The following is a 20,326-nucleotide window of genomic DNA, read 5'->3' as shown; positions in this document are numbered from 1 at the left end:
TCAATTGCGGGGATTATGTCAAAACTAGATAACTTTATGGTTATATAAAGTTATGCTCTTTGGTGACTTCTAACTCGATCCGAGAGACGACGGAAACCAAATCGGCTAACGCTGGCTACAAGTTCGGTCAGGAAGCAGAAACCTATAACCTTGTCGCAGCACACGGTTATTTTGGACGGCCGATCTTTCAGTATGCTAGCTTTAATAACTCGCGCTCGCTGCACTTTTTCTTAGCCGCTTGGCCCGTGGTAGGAATTTGGTCGGCGGCGATGGGAATTAGTACGATGGCATTTAACCTCAATGGGTTTAATTTCAACGATTCTATTCTGGACAGCCAAGGACGACCGATTCCCACTTGGGCAGATATCCTCAACCGAGCCAATCTGGGCATCGAGGTGATGCACGAACACAATGCTCACAATTTCCCCCTCGATTTAGCTTCGGCTCCAGCGCAACCAGTAGCTTTAGTTGCTCCCGTTGTTGAGGGTTAAGGGTTAATTTTTGTCTTGCTATCCATATCTTATCAGCACTCTAGAAAGAGTGCTGTTTCTTTTTTAATCATGCACAGTTCCATCAGGCATGATTGCACCTCGCAAGTCAGCATCGGTTAAGATTGTTCCTGTTAGATCGGCCTCTTGGAGATCGGCTTTCAGCAAAACGGCTCCACTCAGGTTAGCATAACTGAGATCGGCTCCTCGCAAGCTAGCTTCAGTGAGATCGGTAACAAACGGATCGCGCTCTAGGCTGACACTCAGATTCGCGCGACAGAGTTTAGCCTTATCCAGATTAACTCGATATAAAAGTGCTGCACTGAGGTTGGCATAGTTTAAGTCTGCACCGCTCAAGTCAGCTTTACCTATGTCTGTCCGTTGGTCGGAAGTGGGACGAAAGTCCACCTCAAACAGAATGGCACCCTGTAGTTTAGCGCCATGAAGATTGGCACCGCATAGGCAGGCTTTACTCAAATAAGCTTCAGTCAGATTTGTTTGCATCAGCTTGGCACCGCTCAAATCTGCATCCCGCAACACGGCGCGGGATAAATCGGCTTGGCTCAAGTCGCTTCCCCAAAGAATTGCCTCGCTGAGATCGGCTTCTCTAAAGATAGCTTGCATGAAATTAGTTCTACCCAGTCTCGCTTGGCGTAGATCGCTCCTAGAGAAATCTGCTCCTTTGAGGTTCGCTTTAATCAGTTCTCCCTCCCGAAAATCAAGCTTTTGAAAATTTCTTTCTCCGGCTGCATATTGTCTCAACAGTTCGTTAACTTCCATGTCATCTGACATTTCCTGAAAAGCCTGATTATTGCTTAGTTATTTTTACACATAGTTAGGTAGACAGATAAATTTATGTTTGTTTCTTTGCCATTCTCTTAAACTGGATGACTTGAGTTAACCGACTGTATCTGTTGCTCGCTTAGAGAAAGAGAGATATTTTCCGATCCAGTATGCGATCGCTTTTCGCCATAATACATTAAGGGAATGACGATTAAGGTCAGAGCAGAAGAGGTCAGCATTCCGCATAATAACGTCCAAGCTAGTCCCGACCAAACGGGATCGTTGAGAATGCTTAAAGTCCCCAACATGGTCGTTACGCTAGTCAGCAAAATCGGACGAAATCGTACTGCTCCCGCTTCGAGGATAGCAGTTTTTAAATCGACTCCTTCGCGCAGGCGATCGCCGATAAACTCCAACAGCACGATCGCGTTGCGGACGACAATTCCTGCGAGGGCAATTACGCCAATCATGGCAGTAGCGCTAAAGTAAACCCCATTAAGGGAGAAACCGACCAAAATGCCGATTAAGGCGAGAGGAATCGCGCCCATGATAATCAGAGGCACTTTAAAACTGCGGAATTGACCCACTAGAATGAAATAAATCAACATTACCGCTACCAACATTGCCAATCCCAAATCCCGGAAAACATCGAGGGTTAGCTTCCATTCCCCGTCCCATTTGATGTTGTAGCCTTGAGGCAGGGGATGGCGCAGGAAATAAATCATTTGGTCGATGACGGCGTAGACGGAGGAACGATTGCCCATTTCGCCCATCACATAGGTAACGGGTCGTTGATCTTTGTGGAAAATCGGTTCGTCTACGATAGTAGGTTTAAACTCGACCAGTTCCGTCAGGGGAACGAGATTTCCAGTTGGGGTGGGAATTTGAATGCGAGTAAGGTCGTCAAGATTCTGTCTGTTCGTTTCGGTAAAGCGTACTTGAATGGCTACGGGGGAGAGTTCTCCGGGTACTTGCAGGGTAGAAACATTTGCCCCAGCGATCGCCATATTTAGCGTTTGGGCAATCTCTTGCGCGGTTAAACCGGCTTGGTTGATTTTGTTGCGATCTACTACCAACTTCATTTGGGGGATCCGATTTTTGACCGAATCGTCAATATCGACTACCTCCTTAGTGTCACTGAAGACTTGGCGGACTGTTTTTGCTAACTGGCACAGGCGATCGTAATCGGCACCGTAAATTTCCGCTAGCATGGTCGATCGCACTGGAGGACCGGGCGGATCTTCGACTAACTTGACAATGGCATTATTCGCTGTCGCAATTGCGCTTAACTGGGAACGCAAGCGGAAAACGATTGCTTCAGAATCTTCTTTGCGAGCCTCTTTATTGGTTAAATGAACCCGAATATCGGCAAAATGTTCGCCCGTGCGATCGCTACTGCCCCGCAGCAAGCCATTAAAGTCTATTGGCGCGCCCGTACCTACATAGCTTTCGAATTGTACCACTTCCGGATCTTGGGTTAAAGCGGCTTCCATTTCTCGAACGATGCGATCGGTCTCTACTAACTCTTTTCCCAGTGGCGCATCGAGTTGGACTAAAAAAGTATCTTTATTTGCCTTGGGCAACATTCGGAATTTGATCGCCTGAGTCAAAGGTAGGATAAAACTTGCCAGTAACAAACCCGTAATGAAAAACAACACGAAGCGGCGACGTTGGGTAGAGTCGAGTAAGGGTTCTAAGATACGGCGATATAGCTTGTAGATGCGGGTTTGCTGTACTTTCTCAGACTCGTTAGCGGCAGATTCTGACCCATTTCCCGTTTCCCGTTTCGGTTTAATTTTAATTAACCGCAATGCCAGAAAGGGAGTCACCGTCAATGCCAAGGTGGTACTAATCAGCATGGCGACGGGCACGTTAAAAGGAATTGGCGCCATGTAGGGTCCCATCATGCCAGTGACGAAGCGCATGGGCAGGAAGGCGAGGATGACGGTGACGGTGGAGAGAATGATGGGAACGCCTAGTTCGGCTACGGCGGCGATCGCTTCTGAGGTTTTTTCGGAAAAACTCATGTTGGCTTTGAGTGCAAAGCGACGGTGAATATTTTCTGTCGCCGAGATCGCGTCATCTACCAACGTACCCAATGCCAGAATCAGCGCAAAAAGGGTAATTCGGTTAATGGTTTGACCGGCAATCCAACCCACTAACAGCGTTCCTGCCAGGGTTAGGGGAATGACAAAGGCAACAATGGAAGCTTCGCGCCAACCCAAGAAAATTACCAGTAGGGCTACCACGATCGCGATCGCTTGCAATAAACTGGTGTAAAGATCCCCGACTGCCCTAGATGCCGTCAGTCCATCGTTGCGACTAACCCCAATTTCTACCCCTGGCGGTAGTTGAGATTTTAGTTCGTCGAGGCGCTTAAAGATCTGCTTGGCAACGGTGACGGCGTTAGTGCCTTTTTTCTTGGCAATGCCGATGGTAACTGCGTTTTGGCTGACGAATTCGTCCTGGGGATGTTCTTTGGAGTTGGGATAGGGATTGGCGATGTTCCAATCTTTGCGGTAGTGAATGCGCGAATAGGTAACGCGATCGCCGAAATCATCTTTGATGGTTGCTACATCCTGCAGATAAATGGGAGATTTGTTGGCTGCGCCGCCGCTAAAGCCGACAATAACATCCCCCAGATCGGCGGCTGAGGAAAATAAACTGCCCCCTTCAATAAAGAGTCGGTTTTCTCCCGCCGAAACATCCCCCGCGGGGAGTTGGATATTTTCTCCTTGCAGGCGTTGGGCGATCGCGGCAGGAGATAGTTTGTAACTGGCTAATTTATCGGGATCCAAGTCCACCCGCATGACGCGGGGTTGTCCCCCTGTAATTGTCAAGTTCCCGGTATTGGGAATGCTGCGCAAGTCTTCTAATAATCTCTCTCCAATGCGGCGCAGTTGATTGTCTGAATAACCCTCTCCCGCGATCGTCAGGGTAACGATCGGCACGTCGTCAATAATTGTCGGTTTGACGAGGTAATTTACCCCAGGCGGAAAAATATCTTGCCAATTATATAACTGGTTTTGTAGCTTGAATAGGGAATCTTCCCAGTTTTCCCCGACAAAAAACTGCACCGTAATCTTTGCCCCAGAATTCTGGGAAACCGAATAAATATGCTCGACTCCCGTTATTTCCCGAATTTTGGCTTCTACTGGAGTCGTAACCGTTTTCTCGACGACTTCTGCGGGTGCGCCGGGATACTGCAAGTAAACGTCAGCCGCCGGAACGACAATTTGCGGATTTTCTTCTTTGGGGGTAAAGATGACTGCTGCTATGCCAAACACGATAAGAGCAGCAATGAGAAGGATTGTCACCTGGGAATTAATAAAATAAGCAGTAATTTGTCCTACCAGGTTCGGCTTTTGGGTTTCGGCGCGATCGCTCGGCGTTCCGCAGGAATCGTCAGACATGGCAGTTATCCAGATTGATTTCGTCGGTTAAACTAATTGGCAATTATTTATTATAAAACTTTTTAGTTATTTAGCAAAATAAAAGCTCGGGTCTTCCTGTAAATGGGTTAGTAGCTAAATGTCACTGATGATTACAATAGTTTTCTAGAGTTGAGAGCTAAATTACTTTTGAATAAAGCAAAAGAGTTATCGCAAACCACTTAAAAAAGAATTGAAACCACTGCTTTATTAAGCTTCCGCATTAAGCTTCCGCAATCCAAAATGGTATGAGTTTCATTTAACTCAACGATCGCGATCTAGTTAGCCACCACTCCAACAACAAGGCTCGACATTGCAGACAAGTTAGAGATTTGAGTAAGGACTCAATACCTGAGTCGGTAATAGGATAAGTGCCTCCAATAAAGTTTGCAGGAATCTTAGCTGTAGAATGCAAGTCTGTGACGAATCCGTAGAGCTTCTGATTGGAAAAGGAACTATTGACTGCCCATCCCTGACTATTCAAAGGGGTTATCTGGGCGATATCTTCTGCTGTAACCCCTAGTTCGCGTTGGAGAATAGTTGGCACTACCGCGAGCGGCTGTTCTCCTTCAGGAAGTCTTCCGCCAGGAAAGTCCAAGGTTGCTTTGCCCAATCCGGGGCGGTAAGTTGGATGGGGCAAAATTAGCTGGTGGCTTTGAATGGGTAAAATAATAACTGAATCAGCCTTTTCAACTCGCCAGTATTTTAGAATTTGTTCCTGTTGCGGCTCTTGAAGATGTTCGCCAATCAGAGTAAGCCAAGGAGAGCGAAGTTCGAGAAAGCGATCGCGAGTTTGCCAATCCGGGGAGTTCATTAGAGCTGATAATTGGTTAAATTCTTCATCTTCTATTAATTGGGCAACAGACATCATCCTTTGTGCGCGTCCGGCGCGATCCAATGCCGGTATCGCGACACTTGCAAGCCGGTAATAAAACGAGTTCCTGTTTGCACGCCCTTTGCTCCCAAAGCTAGCACGCGAGCGATATCGGTGCGATTCCAAATTCCGCCTGCCGCAATCACTGGGGAATATCTACTCCCACTTGCGATCGCAGATAGTTGACTAAGGCGGGAATGACTTGCTCGGCGTTGAAAGCTGGATTGCCTAATTCTTCGTACTTAGCACCCAGATGACCTCCGGCTGTATTGGGATTTGCCACTGGTACTTCCAATCGGTTGTTATTGTTTTTGTCATCTCTCTCAAATTTTAGGTTTTGAAAAATTCGTTAAACTCGTCCCATAACGGCGAAGGATTTGAGAAATGGTCCAACCATGCGGGGATCTTTAATCATCGCACCATAATCGCCTACGGCAAACTTGAGTTTGCTCTGCATATAAGCCGCACTTAAACTCATCATATTCAAACCATTCTTGAGCCACTTTTCCCAATCTTTGAGATCGGCTCGCAAATCCCAGTTCAGTTCTTGTCCTTTATAGATACCGGCTTCTACTGCTCGACCTTCCTTGACGATGAGAATTCCTTTGGGTTTATCTTCTCTTTTGAAGCCGTAGGCGATCGCGGAATTAAAATTAATTTTAGCTAGCGCATCTGCTAATTCCGGTTCGGCATTCCATTGGTCTTTGTATGCTTGCATCCATTCGGGGGAAAATAATTCTGCCATTGTTTCTATCCTTGGTTAATGTTTTCATTTCGTTATTGGGCTGCAATAGTTTGCCATTCGAGCGTCACTTCGGCAGGAATTGACAGATCGATCGCGCGATCGTCATTCATGACGAGAGATAAATGAACCGCTCCTGCTATTGGTAATTGAGGCAATATATTTTTAAGGTCGTATTGACCGACATTAGGAGCGGGCGCTTTTTGGGCAAACAAATCTTCAGCTACCAATATTTCTCCCTGGTTGGTTGTAATTTTCAACGGTTGAGGATGGGCAAATGCCACCGTACCGGGAAACCCAACTAATCGCAAATTGACGGTCGTCGAACCATCGGCTTTAACCCGTTTAAATAGCACCACTTGCCAAGCATTTCCCTTCTCATCTCGCAACGTATGTCGAGATTGCTGTAATATTTGTCCGGGGGCTTCTTCCATCTGACGAATAGCAGCCGCAGCAGGCAAAACTGAGAAGATTCCTAGCCCCAATAACAGTAGTAGAATTAAAGTACCTAGCAATACCAACCACGAGAAAATTTGTCGAATGCGACACCACATAAATATCTCCTATCTTTGCCTGCGACTCCACATTGGCAAACCATTTTCATCTCGTAGAATCAGAACATTATCGCCTTTGGTCACTTGAGAGACAATCGAGGTTACCATTCCAGCATCGGTAATTCTAGAGCCTTTAATTTCGACGCGATCGCGATTAAGACAATAATCCGTTTCATTTGGCTTTCCTCCTTAGTTTGGGCAGCTACTCGCTACTGAGAGCTTTTTGCACTCGAACGTCGGGAATAAATACCGCATACATCCCCCGCAAGTCGCCCACTTGAAAATCAAAAGCTAAATCTTGAGGGTATTTTTCTTGAATAAACTGGGGTCGAGAATTTTTTGCACCGTGACAGGCAAGGCAACTAGCTTCGACATTAATACGACGATAGTAGCGAGTTCCTTGTTGTCCGTTAATAGTTTCTCGCTCCCAAAAGCCCATTAATTCTGGGTTCTGTTCAAACTTAGCTAGTGCCATCACCGAATGTAAGTTATCGGGGGCATGGGCGCTATTGCGATACTTTTTAGCAATTTGCTTGACTTGCCAGCCATTTTCTTGACTTAGCTGTTTGGCTCTCATGCCGACGGGTTGACAAACTTCTTTAAATGTCTGCAAGGTTGGTGCCTCCGGTTTTCCTTCCAAAGTTGAGGCTAAACCGGAACGCATCGCATCGAGGGCTTCAATTTCCTGAACGGCTTTAGCTAGTTCTGTCGGGTCGGTTTGAGCATTGGCAATGGTAGGATGCCAGCTAAATAGCAGCAAAGTTATGGTAATTGCCGTTAGGAGTCGATAAAAAGATTTCCACATAATCTATCCTAAATAGTGAATAAAAGTGAAGGTTACTGAAGACTAACCAATGCCCCATCTGTGAGAGCGGGGCTAGGATTGAGAATGACGCGATCGCCTGCTTCTAGTCCCCAATAGACTTCCACCTGTTCTCCATGAGTTGTCCCTGCGGTTAGGGTTTGAAACTGAGCTTTGCCGTCTACCACTTTGTACGCGCCAGTAATCCCCATACGCTTGACGATCGCATCATTGGGAATCATCAAGGCTTGGCGAGTGCTGGTCGTCAATTGCAAGCGACCAAACATCCCCGGAATGATATCGGCATCCGATGCCAAAGCAATCTTGACCGTAAAATTGCGCGAGGCGGGGTCGGCAGCTGGAATAATTTGACTGACGCGACCGTTCGCCGAACGATTGAGGGCATCTAACTCGATCTGCACCGGTTGACCGTGTTCGAGCCGACCGATGAGAGATTCGGGGACGGCAACGCTAAAGCGAAGTCGATCGATATTCTCTAAGGTGACTAAAGCTTGTCCCGTACCTGCCATTGCGCCAACTTCGGCATGTTTGCGCGTCACCACCCCAGTAAAAGGAGCTGTCACAGTCCCATAATCGAGGTTCGCTAAGGTTTGTTCTACAGTTGCCTGGGCTTGTGCAACTCCCGCTTGGGATTGTTCGATCTGTGCCTGTGCCTGTCGGACTTGTGCTTGGGCTTGGTCAACGGTTGCGATCGCTTGCTTAATTGCCGCTTGAATTTGACCAATTCTGGCTTCAATTGTCGCTACGCGGGTATTAGCTTCATCTAGCTGGGATTGACTGACTACTCCTTCAGTTCGCAGCATCGCCATCCGCTTTTGGTGCAGCTTGGCATCGGCTAATTCTGCTTGAGCTTCTGTCAGGGTGGCTTGGGCTTCTCGAACGCGAGCTTCTGCTTGATTTTTTTGCGCTTGGGCAGTTAGGTAAGCCGACTGCGCCGCGCTGACAGCCGATCGCGCTTGAGAAATAGCAGCATTGCCTTGATTGCGCTGGGCTTGAATATCTCGTACATCTATGCGAGCAATCAGTTGACCGGCTTTGACTAAATCTCCTTCCTGTACCGGGAGTCGCTCGATCTGTCCCATGACGCGGCTAGTCAAAGTGACCGATTCCACTGCCTCGACAGTTCCCGTCAGAGTGCGATCGCCTCGAACGGGCATTGGCTTAATAACGGCTGTTTGCACCTTGATTGTCGGAGAAGTTGCGATCGCTTTCGGGATTGGCTGACGACTGGTGGAGTTTGATAATAACCACCATCCTACCCCTCCCGATAAGACAATGAGAGATGTCAATAAACCAATAACTTTTATATTGAGCCAGCTCTCAGGTAACTGAGGTTTATCAATTGTAGAACTTTCCATTATTTTCCTCCTAGTAGAATTTTTCTCTACGGGCTTTAGCACACAAGTTCATCAAGTCTCGATCGATGACGCGATAATAGCGGCATACGCCTACTCGACGACAAGCCACGACCCCAGCTCTTTTGAGCAGGTGTAAGTGCTTGGAAACATTAGCTTGGCGCAGACCAGTCCGTCGGCAAATATCATTAACGTTATATTCTCCCTGGCAAATTGCCGATAGGATTTGTAATCTTGTCGGTTCGCTGAGGATTTTAAATCGCTCTGCCAAACTCTCAAATTCTTGGGGATTAAGCGTCATTTCCATCTCGTTTTTCTGTCGAGCGCTATTAGACAACATTGACGAAGTCAGAGGAGGTTCCGCCGTTCAACGGCGGAGTATCTCTAACGAAGTGCTTTTCAGGCTTTGCCATCTCACGGCAGAGTCCCTTGCACCCGCCCGCCCGTCTTTTTCATTTCTAAGTTTTGCTCCCTTGAGGCTGACATCGGCTCGGTGAGAGATAATCCTAAAAGCCACAATCCCAAGCGCTCGAACCAAGGGATAGACATTCCTAAACGCATCTTGGCTAAGAAAAATTTCTCAAAAGCCGTCTTAATCCAACTCACCCACCAGCCCCGCACTGCAAAAGCTCTGCGCCGCTTTCCCGTCACCGGATCGGGCAAAACGGGATTGGCAACAAAGAGAATCCCGGTATCGCCAAAGTCCGCCATGCAAATGGCTCCTAGGGTAGGAGTTACGGGCGCTGCTTCAATTTCCCCTAACTCTCTGGCAAGATTGTGGGCGACTGCCATGCCCATCGATTCGGTCATCTGACCCGTTTTCGGAACGCCGCTCGGAATTGGAGTTGGTTCGGGAGGGGCAAGTTCCACGGTCACCCCCAAACTATAAATAGAAGGAAAATCGGGATGTTGATAGGTCGGTAGGACTGGTAAAAAGCCTTTAGCATCAGTCAATCCTGGTACGTCCCGCAAGAACTTGGCTCCGCAGAAAGGTGGCAGGAGCATGGCGTATTTGAACGGTAACTGGCGACTGTCTGCTAGGCAGATTCTCTCAGCATCAATCTTAATAATGGCAGCATTTTCAATCAATTCTACGTTCCGTTCTTGCATTAATTGTGTCACCAGTTTCCCTGAGTTTGCCATCCCTCCAATGCCCAAGTGACCCGCATAGGGTTCCGGGGTAACAAAGGTAATGGAAACGCGATTGCGCAATCTTTTTTGACGCAGTACGTAATCTGCTAGGAGAGCAAACTCGTAGGCGGGTCCCATACAGCTAGCCCCAGGCACGGCTCCCACGACTAAAGCCCCTGGATTTTGCTCGAATTCTTTCCAGGCTTCTCGCGCTAGCAGGGCATGATGAGGATTGCAGACTGAGTGGGTATAACCGCCTTCGGGTCCCAAACCAGGGATGGCATCGAGTTTGAGGGAGGCTCCCGTAGCAATAACGGCATAATCGTAATCAATTGTTTTATCTCCTACGGTTATCTGTTTGGCGTGAGGGTTGAGGGCTGCTACCTGTCCCAATACCCAATCGATCGCCCGATTTTTAACCAGCTTTTCGACATTGAGTTGGATTTTTTCGAGGGATGTTAAGCCAAAAGCGACGTGAGGCAGCGAGGGAATAAAGGTAAATTCTGGCTTGTCGGAAATCAGGGTGATGCGATGCTGCTTCGGTAAGAGATGTCGCAGTTCGTAAGCTGTTGGCAATCCTCCTAGTCCCGCACCGATTACGATAATGTGAGCCATTGGTCTTTCTCCGATTTGTTAAAGCTAGCGCAGGATAAGGAGCGAGGTTCTGCCATGCGATCGCCGTCTATTCCCACGCTGTTAGGAAAATTATTTTCTTTTAATCTTAAACAACCAATTAGTTATAAAATAACAATAAAGCAAATCAGTCAATCTTTCAAGGGGATACTGCTTTACTATCTCGATTCAAGACAATTTGATAATTGAGAGAGTGTCAGTAACTCATGACTGATTTGAGCCAAGTTTTGATTACGTCTAATAAACTGCTCCCCCCCCAAATGACGGCAATGATAATTGACGTGGAAAGAACGCCTGCCATTAAGCAGATCGCTAAACCGCCGAGACTGATAAAGCCATCATCTTCCTGTAAACCAAAGGCTGTAACAAAAATTCCCATTGCAGGCAATGTATTGGTTCCAGGAATGGGAATCATCATAGAAATGGACATCAGCGCGATCGCGATTCCTATTAGTACTCTACCAGTTAATGTAGTACAAACATAAGTCATGCGAGGACGAGTAATGGCTTCAATTCTTTTGAGCCAAGGAATCCCTGCTTTGACAATTTTCTGAGCGCTTTCCAACTTCATCGAGCCGTGCATCATCTTTTCAGGCAGCCAAGGCCCTTTAGCACCTGCGATTAATTGAATGGCTAAAAGAAACATTAAAATCCCAAAAGGAATTGAGTAACCAGGTGCGGGAATCGGCAAGGCAGAAGGAAGAGAAAGAATGACAAATAAAAAGCCAAATATGCGTTCTCCTGCTAAGGTAAGGACTTCTACCAGTTTAATTTCACTTTGTCTTTCTTCTTCAAAAAAATAGCGCTGTAGTTCTACAGAAAGTTTAGCCATTGTTATTAGACTCTACTCACAACAGTTTTTGTGCTGATAGATGACCGGTATTAACAGCAAACTCCAGGATACACCGATCGGAAACCCGAAGCCAAACCTCAAAGGAGTTTTGAGCCTCCTGTTGTAGGTTGACTAAATTACTATTTAGTTATAAAATTAATATGACTCTGAAGGGAGAGTAGTACTATGATGTCTACTTCAGCTTCGGCGCGATCGCGCATTACTCATCTATCCCCGAAGGAATTTACTAAATTACCGAACCCGCCTCTGCTCATCGATGTCCGTAGCCGATGGGAATATGCCATCGGTCATGCCCCCACTGCTCTCAATCTCAGCTTACCGCGCCTACTCTTGGGAACGATGCCTCTGTTTCGCCGTTGGCTGCTACCCCAGTGGTTTCGAGATTTATCCAAAGAGCGAGCGGTTGCCGTCATCTGCTTAACCTCTCACCGCAGTCCCATTGCAGCTAACGCTCTAGTCAAAGCAGGTTTTAGCCAAGTGTTTAATATTACTGGCGGCATGATGGAATGGCAGCGATTGGGGCTAGAGACTCGCACGGGCAAGTAATTTCACCCATCTAATAATTTAGCTGTCGAATAGCCAAATAGTGACTGGCGATCGCGCTACCTAACCGTAGGAGTTAAACAAGTCAAGTAAAAACGGATAGTTTTTTATGACATTAGTCAGCCCTCAGATCGCCGGAATAGCCAGGAAAAAATCCGTTGTCGAAACCGTTGAAATGGTGCAACAGCTTCGAGAAGTTTAATTCACCCTACAAGTGATTAGACGAGGAGTTCTCTAAATGGAAACTAAAGTTAAGGATGGAGTCTTTCTTCACATTAGTCGAGGCGCAGAAGACCCTCACCGAGTCTTGATGGCACTCGCATTAGCTGAAAAAATGTCTGAGGATAAAGATGTCTTAGTGTTCTTTGATATCAAAGGCGTAGAAGTTCCTCTCAAGAATGGGAAAGCGATTGAATTTAGAGAGTTTGAATCAGCACAAACCCTCTTACCCAAGCTAATTGACAAAGGCGTTCGGATGTACGTCTGCCCTATGTGCTTAAAAGCTGCCAACCATCAACCCTCGGATTTAATGGAGGGCGTACAACTAGCCCAAAAAGAAGCTTTCTTTAATTTCACCCAAGGACGCATTTTGTCTTTAGATTATTGAAATCAATTGCCTGGTTGTCCTCGCTCAAAATAGACAAAAAAACGATGAAACTCTCAAAGAAAAATCTCGATCGAAACCTCGATCGCGTTTACGATGTCATTATTGTCGGTGGCGGTGCGGGCGGACTTTCTGCTGGCATTTATCTACAGCGATTCCGCCTCTCCAGTCTCATTCTCGATAAAGGCAAAGCGCGTTCCTTTTGGATGCAAGAATTACACAATTATCTAGGGTTGCCGCCAGATACCCCCGGTCGCGTGCTGCTCGAGCGGGGTAAAGAACATTATCTCTCTCTCAATGGAGATTTTCTCAACGCTTATGTGGAAGAAGTTGTCGATGAAGGAGACACTTTTGCCGTGCGAGTTAAAGTCGGTCGCAATAATAGCATTTATCGAGTTTTTCGCTCTAAGTACCTGATTGCTGCCAGTGGCATCATCGACTATCTGCCGCCTTTAGAAGATATGCAGAATGTCTACCAGTATGCGGGTTATAACTTACATGTCTGCATGGTCTGCGATGGCTATGAAATGACTGACAAGCAATGTGGTTTTTTTGCTGGTAGCGAAGCCAGTATTGAAGAGATGATTTTCAACTTGAGTTGGTTTACGCCCTATATTACTGTCTTTACTCACGGACTGTTTGAGGTTAGTGCCGGACTTCGCTCCCAACTACAGGAACATGGCTATCGCCTGATAGAGACACCCATCAAGAAATTTCTGGGTCAAAAACATCAAATGACTGGCGTAGAGTTGACGGATGGGTCGGTCGTCGAGTTGGAAACGGGTTTGATTTCGATGGGTTCTCGCTATCACAATACCTATCTCCAAAGAATAGATTTGGAGTTAAAGGGTGGCAATCTCGTCACCGATAAGATGGGTCGAACTTCCCACCCTCGGATTTTTGCGATTGGCGATTTAAAGGTGGGGCTGAATCAGGTGGTGGTAGCGGCTGGCGACGGTGCTTTAGCCGCCACTCAGATTTGGCGAGACATTCGCCGCGACAAAGGACCGCGTCGGTGGGAAGAAAATCTCAAAGTCTCGGTTTAGGATTTTTTTAGGGAAATATTGAATAGTTATGTTGAGGGGGTAGTAAATGCTGTAAACTGTTCAAATTCTTTAGCCCGTTGTTGCATTTGGTTACTAATGCGATCGCACACCAATTCGCACAAGTCAAAAATCATTGGGTCAGCAATCTCATAGTAGACGCTAACGCCTTGTGGTTGGCGAGATATGATTCCAGCTTGAGTCAGCGCCTTCAAATGTTTTGACAGATTAGCCTGCCCTAAACCGGTCGCTTCCGTAATTTCCTTTCCATTCATTGCCCCCGACCTCAAACAACTTAAAATCTGAAGCCGACTGACTTCGGAAAGGACTTTGAAATAGTCAGCTACCGAAGCCAGGACGATGGGGGAAGTCTTTGAGGAAAAAGTCTTGAGCATAGTGGAGATTGACAGCAATTAAAAACTTTATAACTATTTACTATTTTAGTTTCAAACGGCACCTTTTTGGGTTCCGTTACAAAAACTATAAACAATCGATAGTCATCAACAGGCAGATCTCATCGCGGCGCTCAAACAGCAGCCTCTGACAGTGCGAGAGCAGGAGGAAGAAGTAAGTGTAGATATGTGGGGAGGATTTCCCAATGCCCAGATCGTCTTTGACCGTTTCCATTACCTAAAGTAGTATTTGTAACGCCGATCGCAGAAAATAGGGATAAGTGATGACGTATAGCTTATCGATAGCAAAATTCTTGAGAGGTTTTGATAGCGATCGCTCGACGAACAACTCCTAAATAAAAAAGAACAGTGGTATGTGAAAAGCATATATCCCTAAATCGACAAACGCGCTCGCACTAGACGGTTGCAAGAGAGAACTGCTGACTAAACCGCGAAGGATATGCCCAAGCACAACCAAAAAAATTAAATAATTAGCGTCTGTATCACATCAAATGGACTCGGACACTTATCCAGTCGTCTAAAGAGGACTTTACATCTGAGGCAGCGATTTTAATCCCTGTCGGTTCTGAGTGCAAAGATTTTAGATCGCCCTGCCCGCAACACAAATTGATTGAGATAAGCCACGGGTTGACTCGGATCGAACTCTCGTCCGTCGATAAATGCTGTAGCGGGTTCTTTTTTCATTTTGTCAGTCGGAAGTAGGATGTTGAGTGCCTTGGCAACCTCTTCATAAATTTCTGTGGGGTAGATTTTGTTGAGGATTTCATCGGCGTTTTGAGGATATTCTCGGCGATCGATCTGATTCCAGCGAATCATTTGAGTCAGCAACCAAACTGCATGAGAACGCCAGGGATAGTTAGTACAATCGGATTGTTTGAGATAATCCGTTGGCCGGTAGTGAAAGACAGTAAAATCGGGAATCGAGGCAACGCCTTCTTTGTCTTCTAATTGAGAATAGTTGTATTTGCCTCCTAGAGATGGCTCGATTGCTTTGATGTCGGCGTTGAGATATTGACTCTGTGCTAGGAGTAGGGCGACATCTGCATGATTTTCCGGGCGATCGCAAAACTGACAAGCTTCTATAAGTGCGGCAACTAAAGCTTTTGCCGTGGTCGGATTCTTATCTACCCAACCTTGCATAGCAGCTAAAACTTTTCCTGGGTGTCCCTTCCAGATATCTCGACTCGCATAAGTCACGAATGCCGCTTTCTTCAAAACTGCATCCTGATTCCAAGGTTCGCCGATGCAGGAACCATCAATACTGCCTGCCTGTAGCTTAAAGATCGCTTGCGAGGGAGAAATTTCAGTAAATTTTACTTCTTTTTCGGGAGCGATCCCCATGGCGGCTAACCAGTAGCGATAGAGATAGTTTTCTATCGAAGCAGCCGATTCTATGGCGAAGTTAGGAGGTTTCTGAAAGCCTCGAATATATTTGATAAAGCTGTCGGAAAATTCCTGAAAGTTGACGTAATCGATAGAAGGACGAATGTCAGCTTTCCAAGCTTTCTGCGAAAGAGCGATCGCGCCTCCATTGAGATTAAGCGTCATTAGAGCTACCATTGAGGCAGCTTTTGCCCCCAGTTGAGCCAGCATCGGCATCCCGTACAACGCTTGCGCCGCATCAAAGCGCCATTCGAGCAATCCCTTTTCGAGATCTTCCCAACTCGCTTGCTTGCTTAAGGTAACCGTTAGCCCATAGCGCGAAAAAAAACCCTTCTCCTGGGCAACGATGAGAGGGGCAGCATCAGTTATTGGAACGTAGCCAAGGGTGAGAGAGGTTTTCTCTAGTTTGTCAAAGTTGCTGGGGCGCGGTTGTTCGATCTTGATTGGTTCATTATTAGAACCGCGATCGCTACAAGCAGTAACGATTGCACTAGCGACTCCTAGACTGGTGTATTTAAGAAAAGTGCGACGTTGCATAAGAATTTGAAATTAGGCATTGCTAGAAGAGGGACGAAATCTATTGCCATTGTTTTCTGCTTAGTTTTGCCTAAATAAGTTTATTGTACGCGAAGTAAACTTGCTCTTATAACAAGCCCTAATTGATTGATAAGCGGAACCAGAATGCCTGCAATTTAAGACTTATACGCAAGAAAGACTATATTGAGAAAAGGCTGAAAATTTCACTGACCAATGCCAAACTTTTCACGAATCGTTTTGCACGATAGCAAAGCAGATGCCGTTAAGCGATTTCACCCTTGGATTTTTTCCGGTGCCATCAAAAAGAAAGATACTGGGTTGAGAGAGGGTGAAATTGTAGACGTATACAGCGACAGTGGTGAGTATCTAGCAACCGGACACTACAGTCCCGGAAATATTGCCGTAAAAATTTTCTCTTTCGAGAAAGTATCGGACATCGATCGATTGTTTCTGGAAAAATTTCAGAATGCTTATTGGATGAGAAAAGAAATCGGCTTAGCTGCTAGCAAACAAACAACTTGCTATCGATTAATTAACGCAGAAGGAGATGGATTGCCGGGATTAATTGTTGACTGGTATAACGGGACTGCCGTGCTACAAGCTTATTCTATTGGCATGTACGAGCAGCGATCGCTCATCGTTGAATGCTTGCAAAAAGTTTACGGTCAAGACTTAAGAGCAGTCTACGATAAAAGTGCTTCCGTTCTTCCCAAAGCTCAAGTAAGGGCAGAAAACCAATATTTACTGGGAGCAAGAGAAGATGGCGAAGTGATAGAATACGGTCATCGCTTCTATGTAGATTGGGAAGAAGGGCAAAAAACGGGCTTTTTCATCGATCAGCGAGAGAATCGATCGCTGCTAGCTAAATACGTCGCAGGCAAGCGAGTTTTGAATACATTTTGCTATTCTGGCGGATTTTCTGCCTATGCAGTGAAAGCAGGCGCGAGTTTTGTTTGTTCGGTCGATAGTTCGGCAAAAGCGATCGCATGGGCAGCTCGTAACGTATCGTTAAACAATCCAGGTCAAATTCCTCACGAAACTTCGGCTGTAGATGTCTTTGATTTTCTCAAAAAGTGCGACGGGGAATACGATGTTATCGTACTCGATCCGCCAGCTTTTGCCAAAAATCTCTCGGTGCGCCATCAAGCGGTTATGGCATATAAACGGTTGAATAAATTAGCTTTGGAAAAATTGCGATCGCAGGGAATTTTATTGACATTTTCTTGCTCGCAAGTCGTCGGACTAGACCATTTTAAAGGTGCTGTCACTGCCGCCGCGATCGAGTTAGGCAAGCCAATTCGCGTACTGCACCACCTCGCCCAACCCCCCGACCATCCAGTCAGTATTTATCATCCAGAAGGATTGTATCTCAAGGGATTAGTGTTAATAGTAGGGTAAACTTCAAGCAAGGTTGGGATGGGAGCGATCGCTCTCAATTCTGTCTAAGATGCTAAAGTCAATAATACGTCAGCGATTGAAATCGCTGCCTCATATTTCAAGTCGTCTAAAGACGACTAGACAAGTGTTTCAGTCCATTAAATACGCGATCGCTAAAAGGTAGAATACTCGATCGACCGAATCTATTTCAAAGAGCCACTCCATCAAAATATCTACAACTTCTGACTTTACCCATGTCTTTGCCCAAAATCTTCGTCACGCGCCGTATTCCCGATGCTGGATTAGAATATCTGCGCGATCGCGCCTCAATGGAAATCTGGACGGAACGCCAACCGCCTCCCTACGAGATAATCAGGGAAAAAATTCGGGATATCGATGGGTTACTCTGCCTGCTAACCGATCGCGTCGATAAAGATTTAATAGAAGCAGGCGGATCCCTAAAAGTCATTAGTCAGATGGCAGTCGGTTATGACAATATCGATATAGCTGCGGCGACAGCGAGAGGCATTCCTGTCGGCAATACGCCCGGAGTTCTGACGGATGCAACGGCTGACTTAACTTGGGCGTTACTCATGGCAGCAGCACGAAGAATTGTTGAAGCCGAAAAATTTCTGCGCGAGGGACATTGGCAGACTTGGGAACCGATGGTATTGTTGGGAGCGGATGTAACGGGAGCAACTTTAGGGATTGTCGGTTTTGGACGCATCGGACAAGCGGTTGCGCGCCGCGCCAAGGGATTTGAGATGCGGATTCTCTACTACAGTCGGCATCGGCGTGAGGCAGAATTAGAGCGATTGCTAGGCGTTGAATATGCTTCTTTCGAGCAATTGCTACAAGAGTCGGATTTTGTGACCATTCATACGATTTTATCTAATGATACCTTTCATTTGTTCGATCGCCCGCAGTTCGAGCGGATGAAACCGTCAGCCATTCTCATCAATACGGCGCGAGGCGCGATCGTTAGTCCAGAAGCGCTGTATGATGCTCTTAAGACGGGTCGAATCGCTGGGGCTGCTTTAGATGTTACCGAACCCGAACCCATCCCCCTCGACAGTCCTTTATTGACTTTGCCCAATCTCATCATCGTGCCTCACATCGGCAGTGCTTCCTACAAGACGCGATCGCAAATGGCATTAATGGCAGCGCAAAATTTAGTGGCTGGATTAATGGGGGAGCGTTTACCCCATTGCGTCAATCCTGAAGTTTACCGACAATCATCGATTACTGACAACTGATTACAATGCCCCTGCTGCCGTCTTATCTAAAATTCCAGAACCTAAATGAGTAGTAATATTAATCGCCTGTAAGACTGGCATTCCCTCTGCCCCGTCGGGATAGTCAATGACGCTAACGCCACCATTGCCCTGTTTGATATTCCAGAAATTAGCAGGTTGCAAACCGAGGAGATAGCAGAGGATGACTTTGTTAATGGCATCGTGGGCGACTACAATACCCGTTCTTGGTTCTGGCGAATTTGCATAGTATTTTACTAGATCGTTCCAGTTGGCGATCGCGCGATCCCAAACCTGTTGTAAATTCTCTCCTTCTGGCATTTGTACGGTTTCTGGGGCTTCTTTCCACTGGCGCAGCAACCCAGGAAATTCGCTTTCGATCTCTGTTTCTAGTTTCCCTTCCCAAAGTCCGTGACAAATTTCCGTCAATCGTTCCTGAAGGTCTAAACTGACGTTGGGATGATTCTGAAGTATAATTTCTGCGGTTTCTTTGGGGCGCAACATCGGACTGCTGAGTGCGAAGTCAATTGCCACATCCTTAAGGAACTCTGCCGCCCTCTGCGCTTGTTCCCTTCCTCTGTCGTTGAGGGGAATATCGCGAATCCCCTGAAAGCGCGACTCGCGATTCCACTGAGTTTCCCCGTGACGAATCAATAAGAAACGAGGTCCTTTATGGGGATTGCGGGGTGAAGGAAGGGGTTTGCCTAAGTGAGAAATTTGATTCAACGATTCTAACTGGACGGGTTCGCCCCAATCCCCGCTAAAGTTCAATACGTTGATGCAGCAGTTGGACTGCTGGATGGAATGGTAGCGAGAGGGGGGAATGCCAAGGGCACTCATAATTAAGCAGCGATTGATGCCATTGTGCGCCACGATTACAATCGTTTTTCCTTGATGTTGGGGAAGGATTTCTTGCCAAAATTGCTGCGCCTGTTCGTAGAGAGAGAGAACGGGAAAGTGTTCCCGCTGTCCTTCAGGGGTAGACAGCAGCATTTTGAATTCGTGAGGGCGTTCTTTCCAGCAACGATAGTCTTCTGGGAATCTTTTTTCTACCTCGGATTTGAGCAAGTTTTCCCAAAGCGGCAAATCGATTTCCATTAACTTATCCGTCGCTTGTAGGGTGGGAGGATTCTCTAAACAGCTTTGAATAATTTGGGCTGTTGATTTTGCCCGTTGCAAAGGACTAGAGTAAAAGGCATCAACGTTTAGTTTACTAAGGGCAGTACCAACTGTCTCGGCATCGACGCGCCCTTTCTCTGTCAAGACTGACTCGTCGCAACGACCTTGAATTTTTTTCTGGGCGTTGTAGCTACTTTGTCCGTGACGCACGATAATAACGCGAGTAGTCAATCGTCTTGTCCTCCCTGTAAACTTTCGTTATCAATTATGTCATTTGTTAATGATTATTTGACATTCTCGAAAATCTTTTTCTAGTCGCAGGAGGTAACAGTCTGTTAATCGAACGCATTTGTCATTAAGGAACAATCATGAGCATTCAGGCAGTCT

Annotated in this window: 18 protein-coding genes and 3 pseudogenes; 7 read left to right on the top strand and 14 right to left on the bottom strand. The window is 46.5% G+C overall.

Annotated features, from left to right (window positions below; genetic code table 11):
• Positions 1 to 56: 56 nt before the first annotated feature.
• Positions 57 to 491, top strand: a pseudogene (locus tag PLE7327_RS13945) (Photosystem Q(B) protein 1); the annotation flags it as partial.
• 63 nt (positions 492 to 554) lie between these two features.
• On the opposite strand, the gene hetL reads toward PLE7327_RS13945, so the two are convergent.
• From hetL to PLE7327_RS13895, 11 genes and pseudogenes are all read right to left on the bottom strand, one after another.
• On the bottom strand, positions 555 to 1,268 hold the full coding sequence (gene hetL / locus PLE7327_RS13940; RefSeq protein WP_041392151.1) for a heterocyst differentiation pentapeptide repeat protein HetL: 714 nt from the start codon (positions 1,266 to 1,268) through the stop codon (positions 555 to 557).
• Positions 1,269 to 1,366: 98 nt separating this feature from the next.
• Complete coding sequence (locus PLE7327_RS13935) at positions 1,367 to 4,684, bottom strand: efflux RND transporter permease subunit (RefSeq protein WP_015144452.1); 3,318 nt, start codon at positions 4,682 to 4,684, stop codon at positions 1,367 to 1,369.
• Positions 4,685 to 4,961: 277 nt separating this feature from the next.
• Positions 4,962 to 5,573: a hypothetical protein gene (locus PLE7327_RS13930; protein WP_015144451.1), complete on the bottom strand. Its 612-nt coding sequence runs from the start codon at positions 5,571 to 5,573 to the stop codon at positions 4,962 to 4,964.
• A 53-nt stretch (positions 5,574 to 5,626) separates the two neighbouring features.
• Positions 5,627 to 5,859: pseudogene (locus PLE7327_RS26630) on the bottom strand (nitronate monooxygenase); the annotation flags it as partial.
• 66 nt (positions 5,860 to 5,925) lie between these two features.
• A complete protein-coding gene (locus tag PLE7327_RS13925; protein WP_015144450.1) occupies positions 5,926 to 6,321 on the bottom strand; it encodes a hypothetical protein in 396 nt (131 codons plus the stop codon).
• Between the two features lie 32 nt (positions 6,322 to 6,353).
• Positions 6,354 to 6,872 carry a DUF3122 domain-containing protein gene (locus tag PLE7327_RS13920; RefSeq protein ID WP_015144449.1) on the bottom strand — a complete coding sequence of 173 codons (519 nt, stop codon included), beginning with the start codon at positions 6,870 to 6,872 and terminating at the stop codon, positions 6,354 to 6,356.
• A 202-nt stretch (positions 6,873 to 7,074) separates the two neighbouring features.
• On the bottom strand, positions 7,075 to 7,677 hold the full coding sequence (locus PLE7327_RS13915) for a DUF3365 domain-containing protein (protein ID WP_015144448.1): 603 nt from the start codon (positions 7,675 to 7,677) through the stop codon (positions 7,075 to 7,077).
• A gap of 32 nt (positions 7,678 to 7,709) precedes the next feature.
• Positions 7,710 to 9,053, bottom strand: a complete 1,344-nt coding sequence (locus PLE7327_RS13910; protein WP_015144447.1) for an efflux RND transporter periplasmic adaptor subunit — start codon at positions 9,051 to 9,053, stop codon at positions 7,710 to 7,712.
• A 10-nt stretch (positions 9,054 to 9,063) separates the two neighbouring features.
• A complete protein-coding gene (locus tag PLE7327_RS13905; protein WP_217523136.1) occupies positions 9,064 to 9,351 on the bottom strand; it encodes a helix-turn-helix transcriptional regulator in 288 nt (95 codons plus the stop codon).
• A gap of 113 nt (positions 9,352 to 9,464) precedes the next feature.
• Positions 9,465 to 10,796, bottom strand: coding sequence for an NAD(P)/FAD-dependent oxidoreductase (locus PLE7327_RS13900; protein ID WP_015144445.1), 1,332 nt, complete (start codon positions 10,794 to 10,796; stop codon positions 9,465 to 9,467).
• A 214-nt stretch (positions 10,797 to 11,010) separates the two neighbouring features.
• Positions 11,011 to 11,646, bottom strand: a complete 636-nt coding sequence (locus PLE7327_RS13895; RefSeq protein WP_015144444.1) for an exopolysaccharide biosynthesis protein — start codon at positions 11,644 to 11,646, stop codon at positions 11,011 to 11,013.
• 186 nt (positions 11,647 to 11,832) lie between these two features.
• On the opposite strand from PLE7327_RS13895, the gene PLE7327_RS13890 reads away from it, so the two are divergent.
• The 3 genes from PLE7327_RS13890 to PLE7327_RS13880 all read left to right on the top strand — a co-directional run bounded on the left by PLE7327_RS13890 (position 11,833) and on the right by PLE7327_RS13880 (position 13,860).
• Positions 11,833 to 12,213, top strand: a complete 381-nt coding sequence (locus PLE7327_RS13890; protein ID WP_015144443.1) for a rhodanese-like domain-containing protein — start codon at positions 11,833 to 11,835, stop codon at positions 12,211 to 12,213.
• A 235-nt stretch (positions 12,214 to 12,448) separates the two neighbouring features.
• The gene (locus tag PLE7327_RS13885) at positions 12,449 to 12,817 is read left to right on the top strand and encodes a DsrE family protein (protein ID WP_015144441.1); all 369 of its coding nucleotides are present in this window, start codon (positions 12,449 to 12,451) and stop codon (positions 12,815 to 12,817) included.
• 44 nt (positions 12,818 to 12,861) lie between these two features.
• Positions 12,862 to 13,860 (top strand): NAD(P)/FAD-dependent oxidoreductase, encoded by a 999-nt coding sequence (locus tag PLE7327_RS13880; RefSeq protein WP_015144440.1) that lies wholly within the window; start codon positions 12,862 to 12,864, stop codon positions 13,858 to 13,860.
• Between the two features lie 26 nt (positions 13,861 to 13,886).
• Here PLE7327_RS13880 and PLE7327_RS13875 read toward each other — a convergent pair whose 3' ends face one another.
• The gene (locus tag PLE7327_RS13875; protein ID WP_015144439.1) at positions 13,887 to 14,252 is read right to left on the bottom strand and encodes a helix-turn-helix transcriptional regulator; all 366 of its coding nucleotides are present in this window, start codon (positions 14,250 to 14,252) and stop codon (positions 13,887 to 13,889) included.
• Positions 14,253 to 14,346: 94 nt separating this feature from the next.
• Between PLE7327_RS13875 and PLE7327_RS24050 the strand changes: the two are divergent.
• Positions 14,347 to 14,490: pseudogene (locus PLE7327_RS24050) on the top strand (ISL3 family transposase); the annotation flags it as partial.
• Positions 14,491 to 14,819: 329 nt separating this feature from the next.
• Here PLE7327_RS24050 and PLE7327_RS13870 read toward each other — a convergent pair.
• On the bottom strand, positions 14,820 to 16,190 hold the full coding sequence (locus tag PLE7327_RS13870; protein WP_015144438.1) for a CmpA/NrtA family ABC transporter substrate-binding protein: 1,371 nt from the start codon (positions 16,188 to 16,190) through the stop codon (positions 14,820 to 14,822).
• 213 nt (positions 16,191 to 16,403) lie between these two features.
• Here PLE7327_RS13870 and PLE7327_RS13865 point away from each other — a divergent pair, with 213 nt between their 5' ends.
• Both PLE7327_RS13865 and PLE7327_RS13860 read left to right on the top strand, forming a co-directional pair.
• Positions 16,404 to 17,588 (top strand): class I SAM-dependent rRNA methyltransferase, encoded by a 1,185-nt coding sequence (locus PLE7327_RS13865; protein WP_015144437.1) that lies wholly within the window; start codon positions 16,404 to 16,406, stop codon positions 17,586 to 17,588.
• Between the two features lie 233 nt (positions 17,589 to 17,821).
• On the top strand, positions 17,822 to 18,823 hold the full coding sequence (locus PLE7327_RS13860) for a D-glycerate dehydrogenase (RefSeq protein WP_015144436.1): 1,002 nt from the start codon (positions 17,822 to 17,824) through the stop codon (positions 18,821 to 18,823).
• Here the strand turns inward: PLE7327_RS13860 and PLE7327_RS13855 are convergent, their stop codons facing one another.
• A complete protein-coding gene (locus PLE7327_RS13855) occupies positions 18,824 to 20,170 on the bottom strand; it encodes a histidine phosphatase family protein (RefSeq protein ID WP_015144435.1) in 1,347 nt (448 codons plus the stop codon).
• Between the last annotated feature and the right edge of the window lie 156 nt (positions 20,171 to 20,326).

The sequence above is a fragment of the Pleurocapsa sp. PCC 7327 genome (assembly GCF_000317025.1).
Classification (GTDB): Bacteria; Cyanobacteriota; Cyanobacteriia; order Cyanobacteriales; family Microcystaceae; genus Hydrococcus.
The sequence above is the reverse complement of the archived record's forward strand: the minus strand, read 5'-3'. Positions and strand labels throughout refer to the sequence as shown.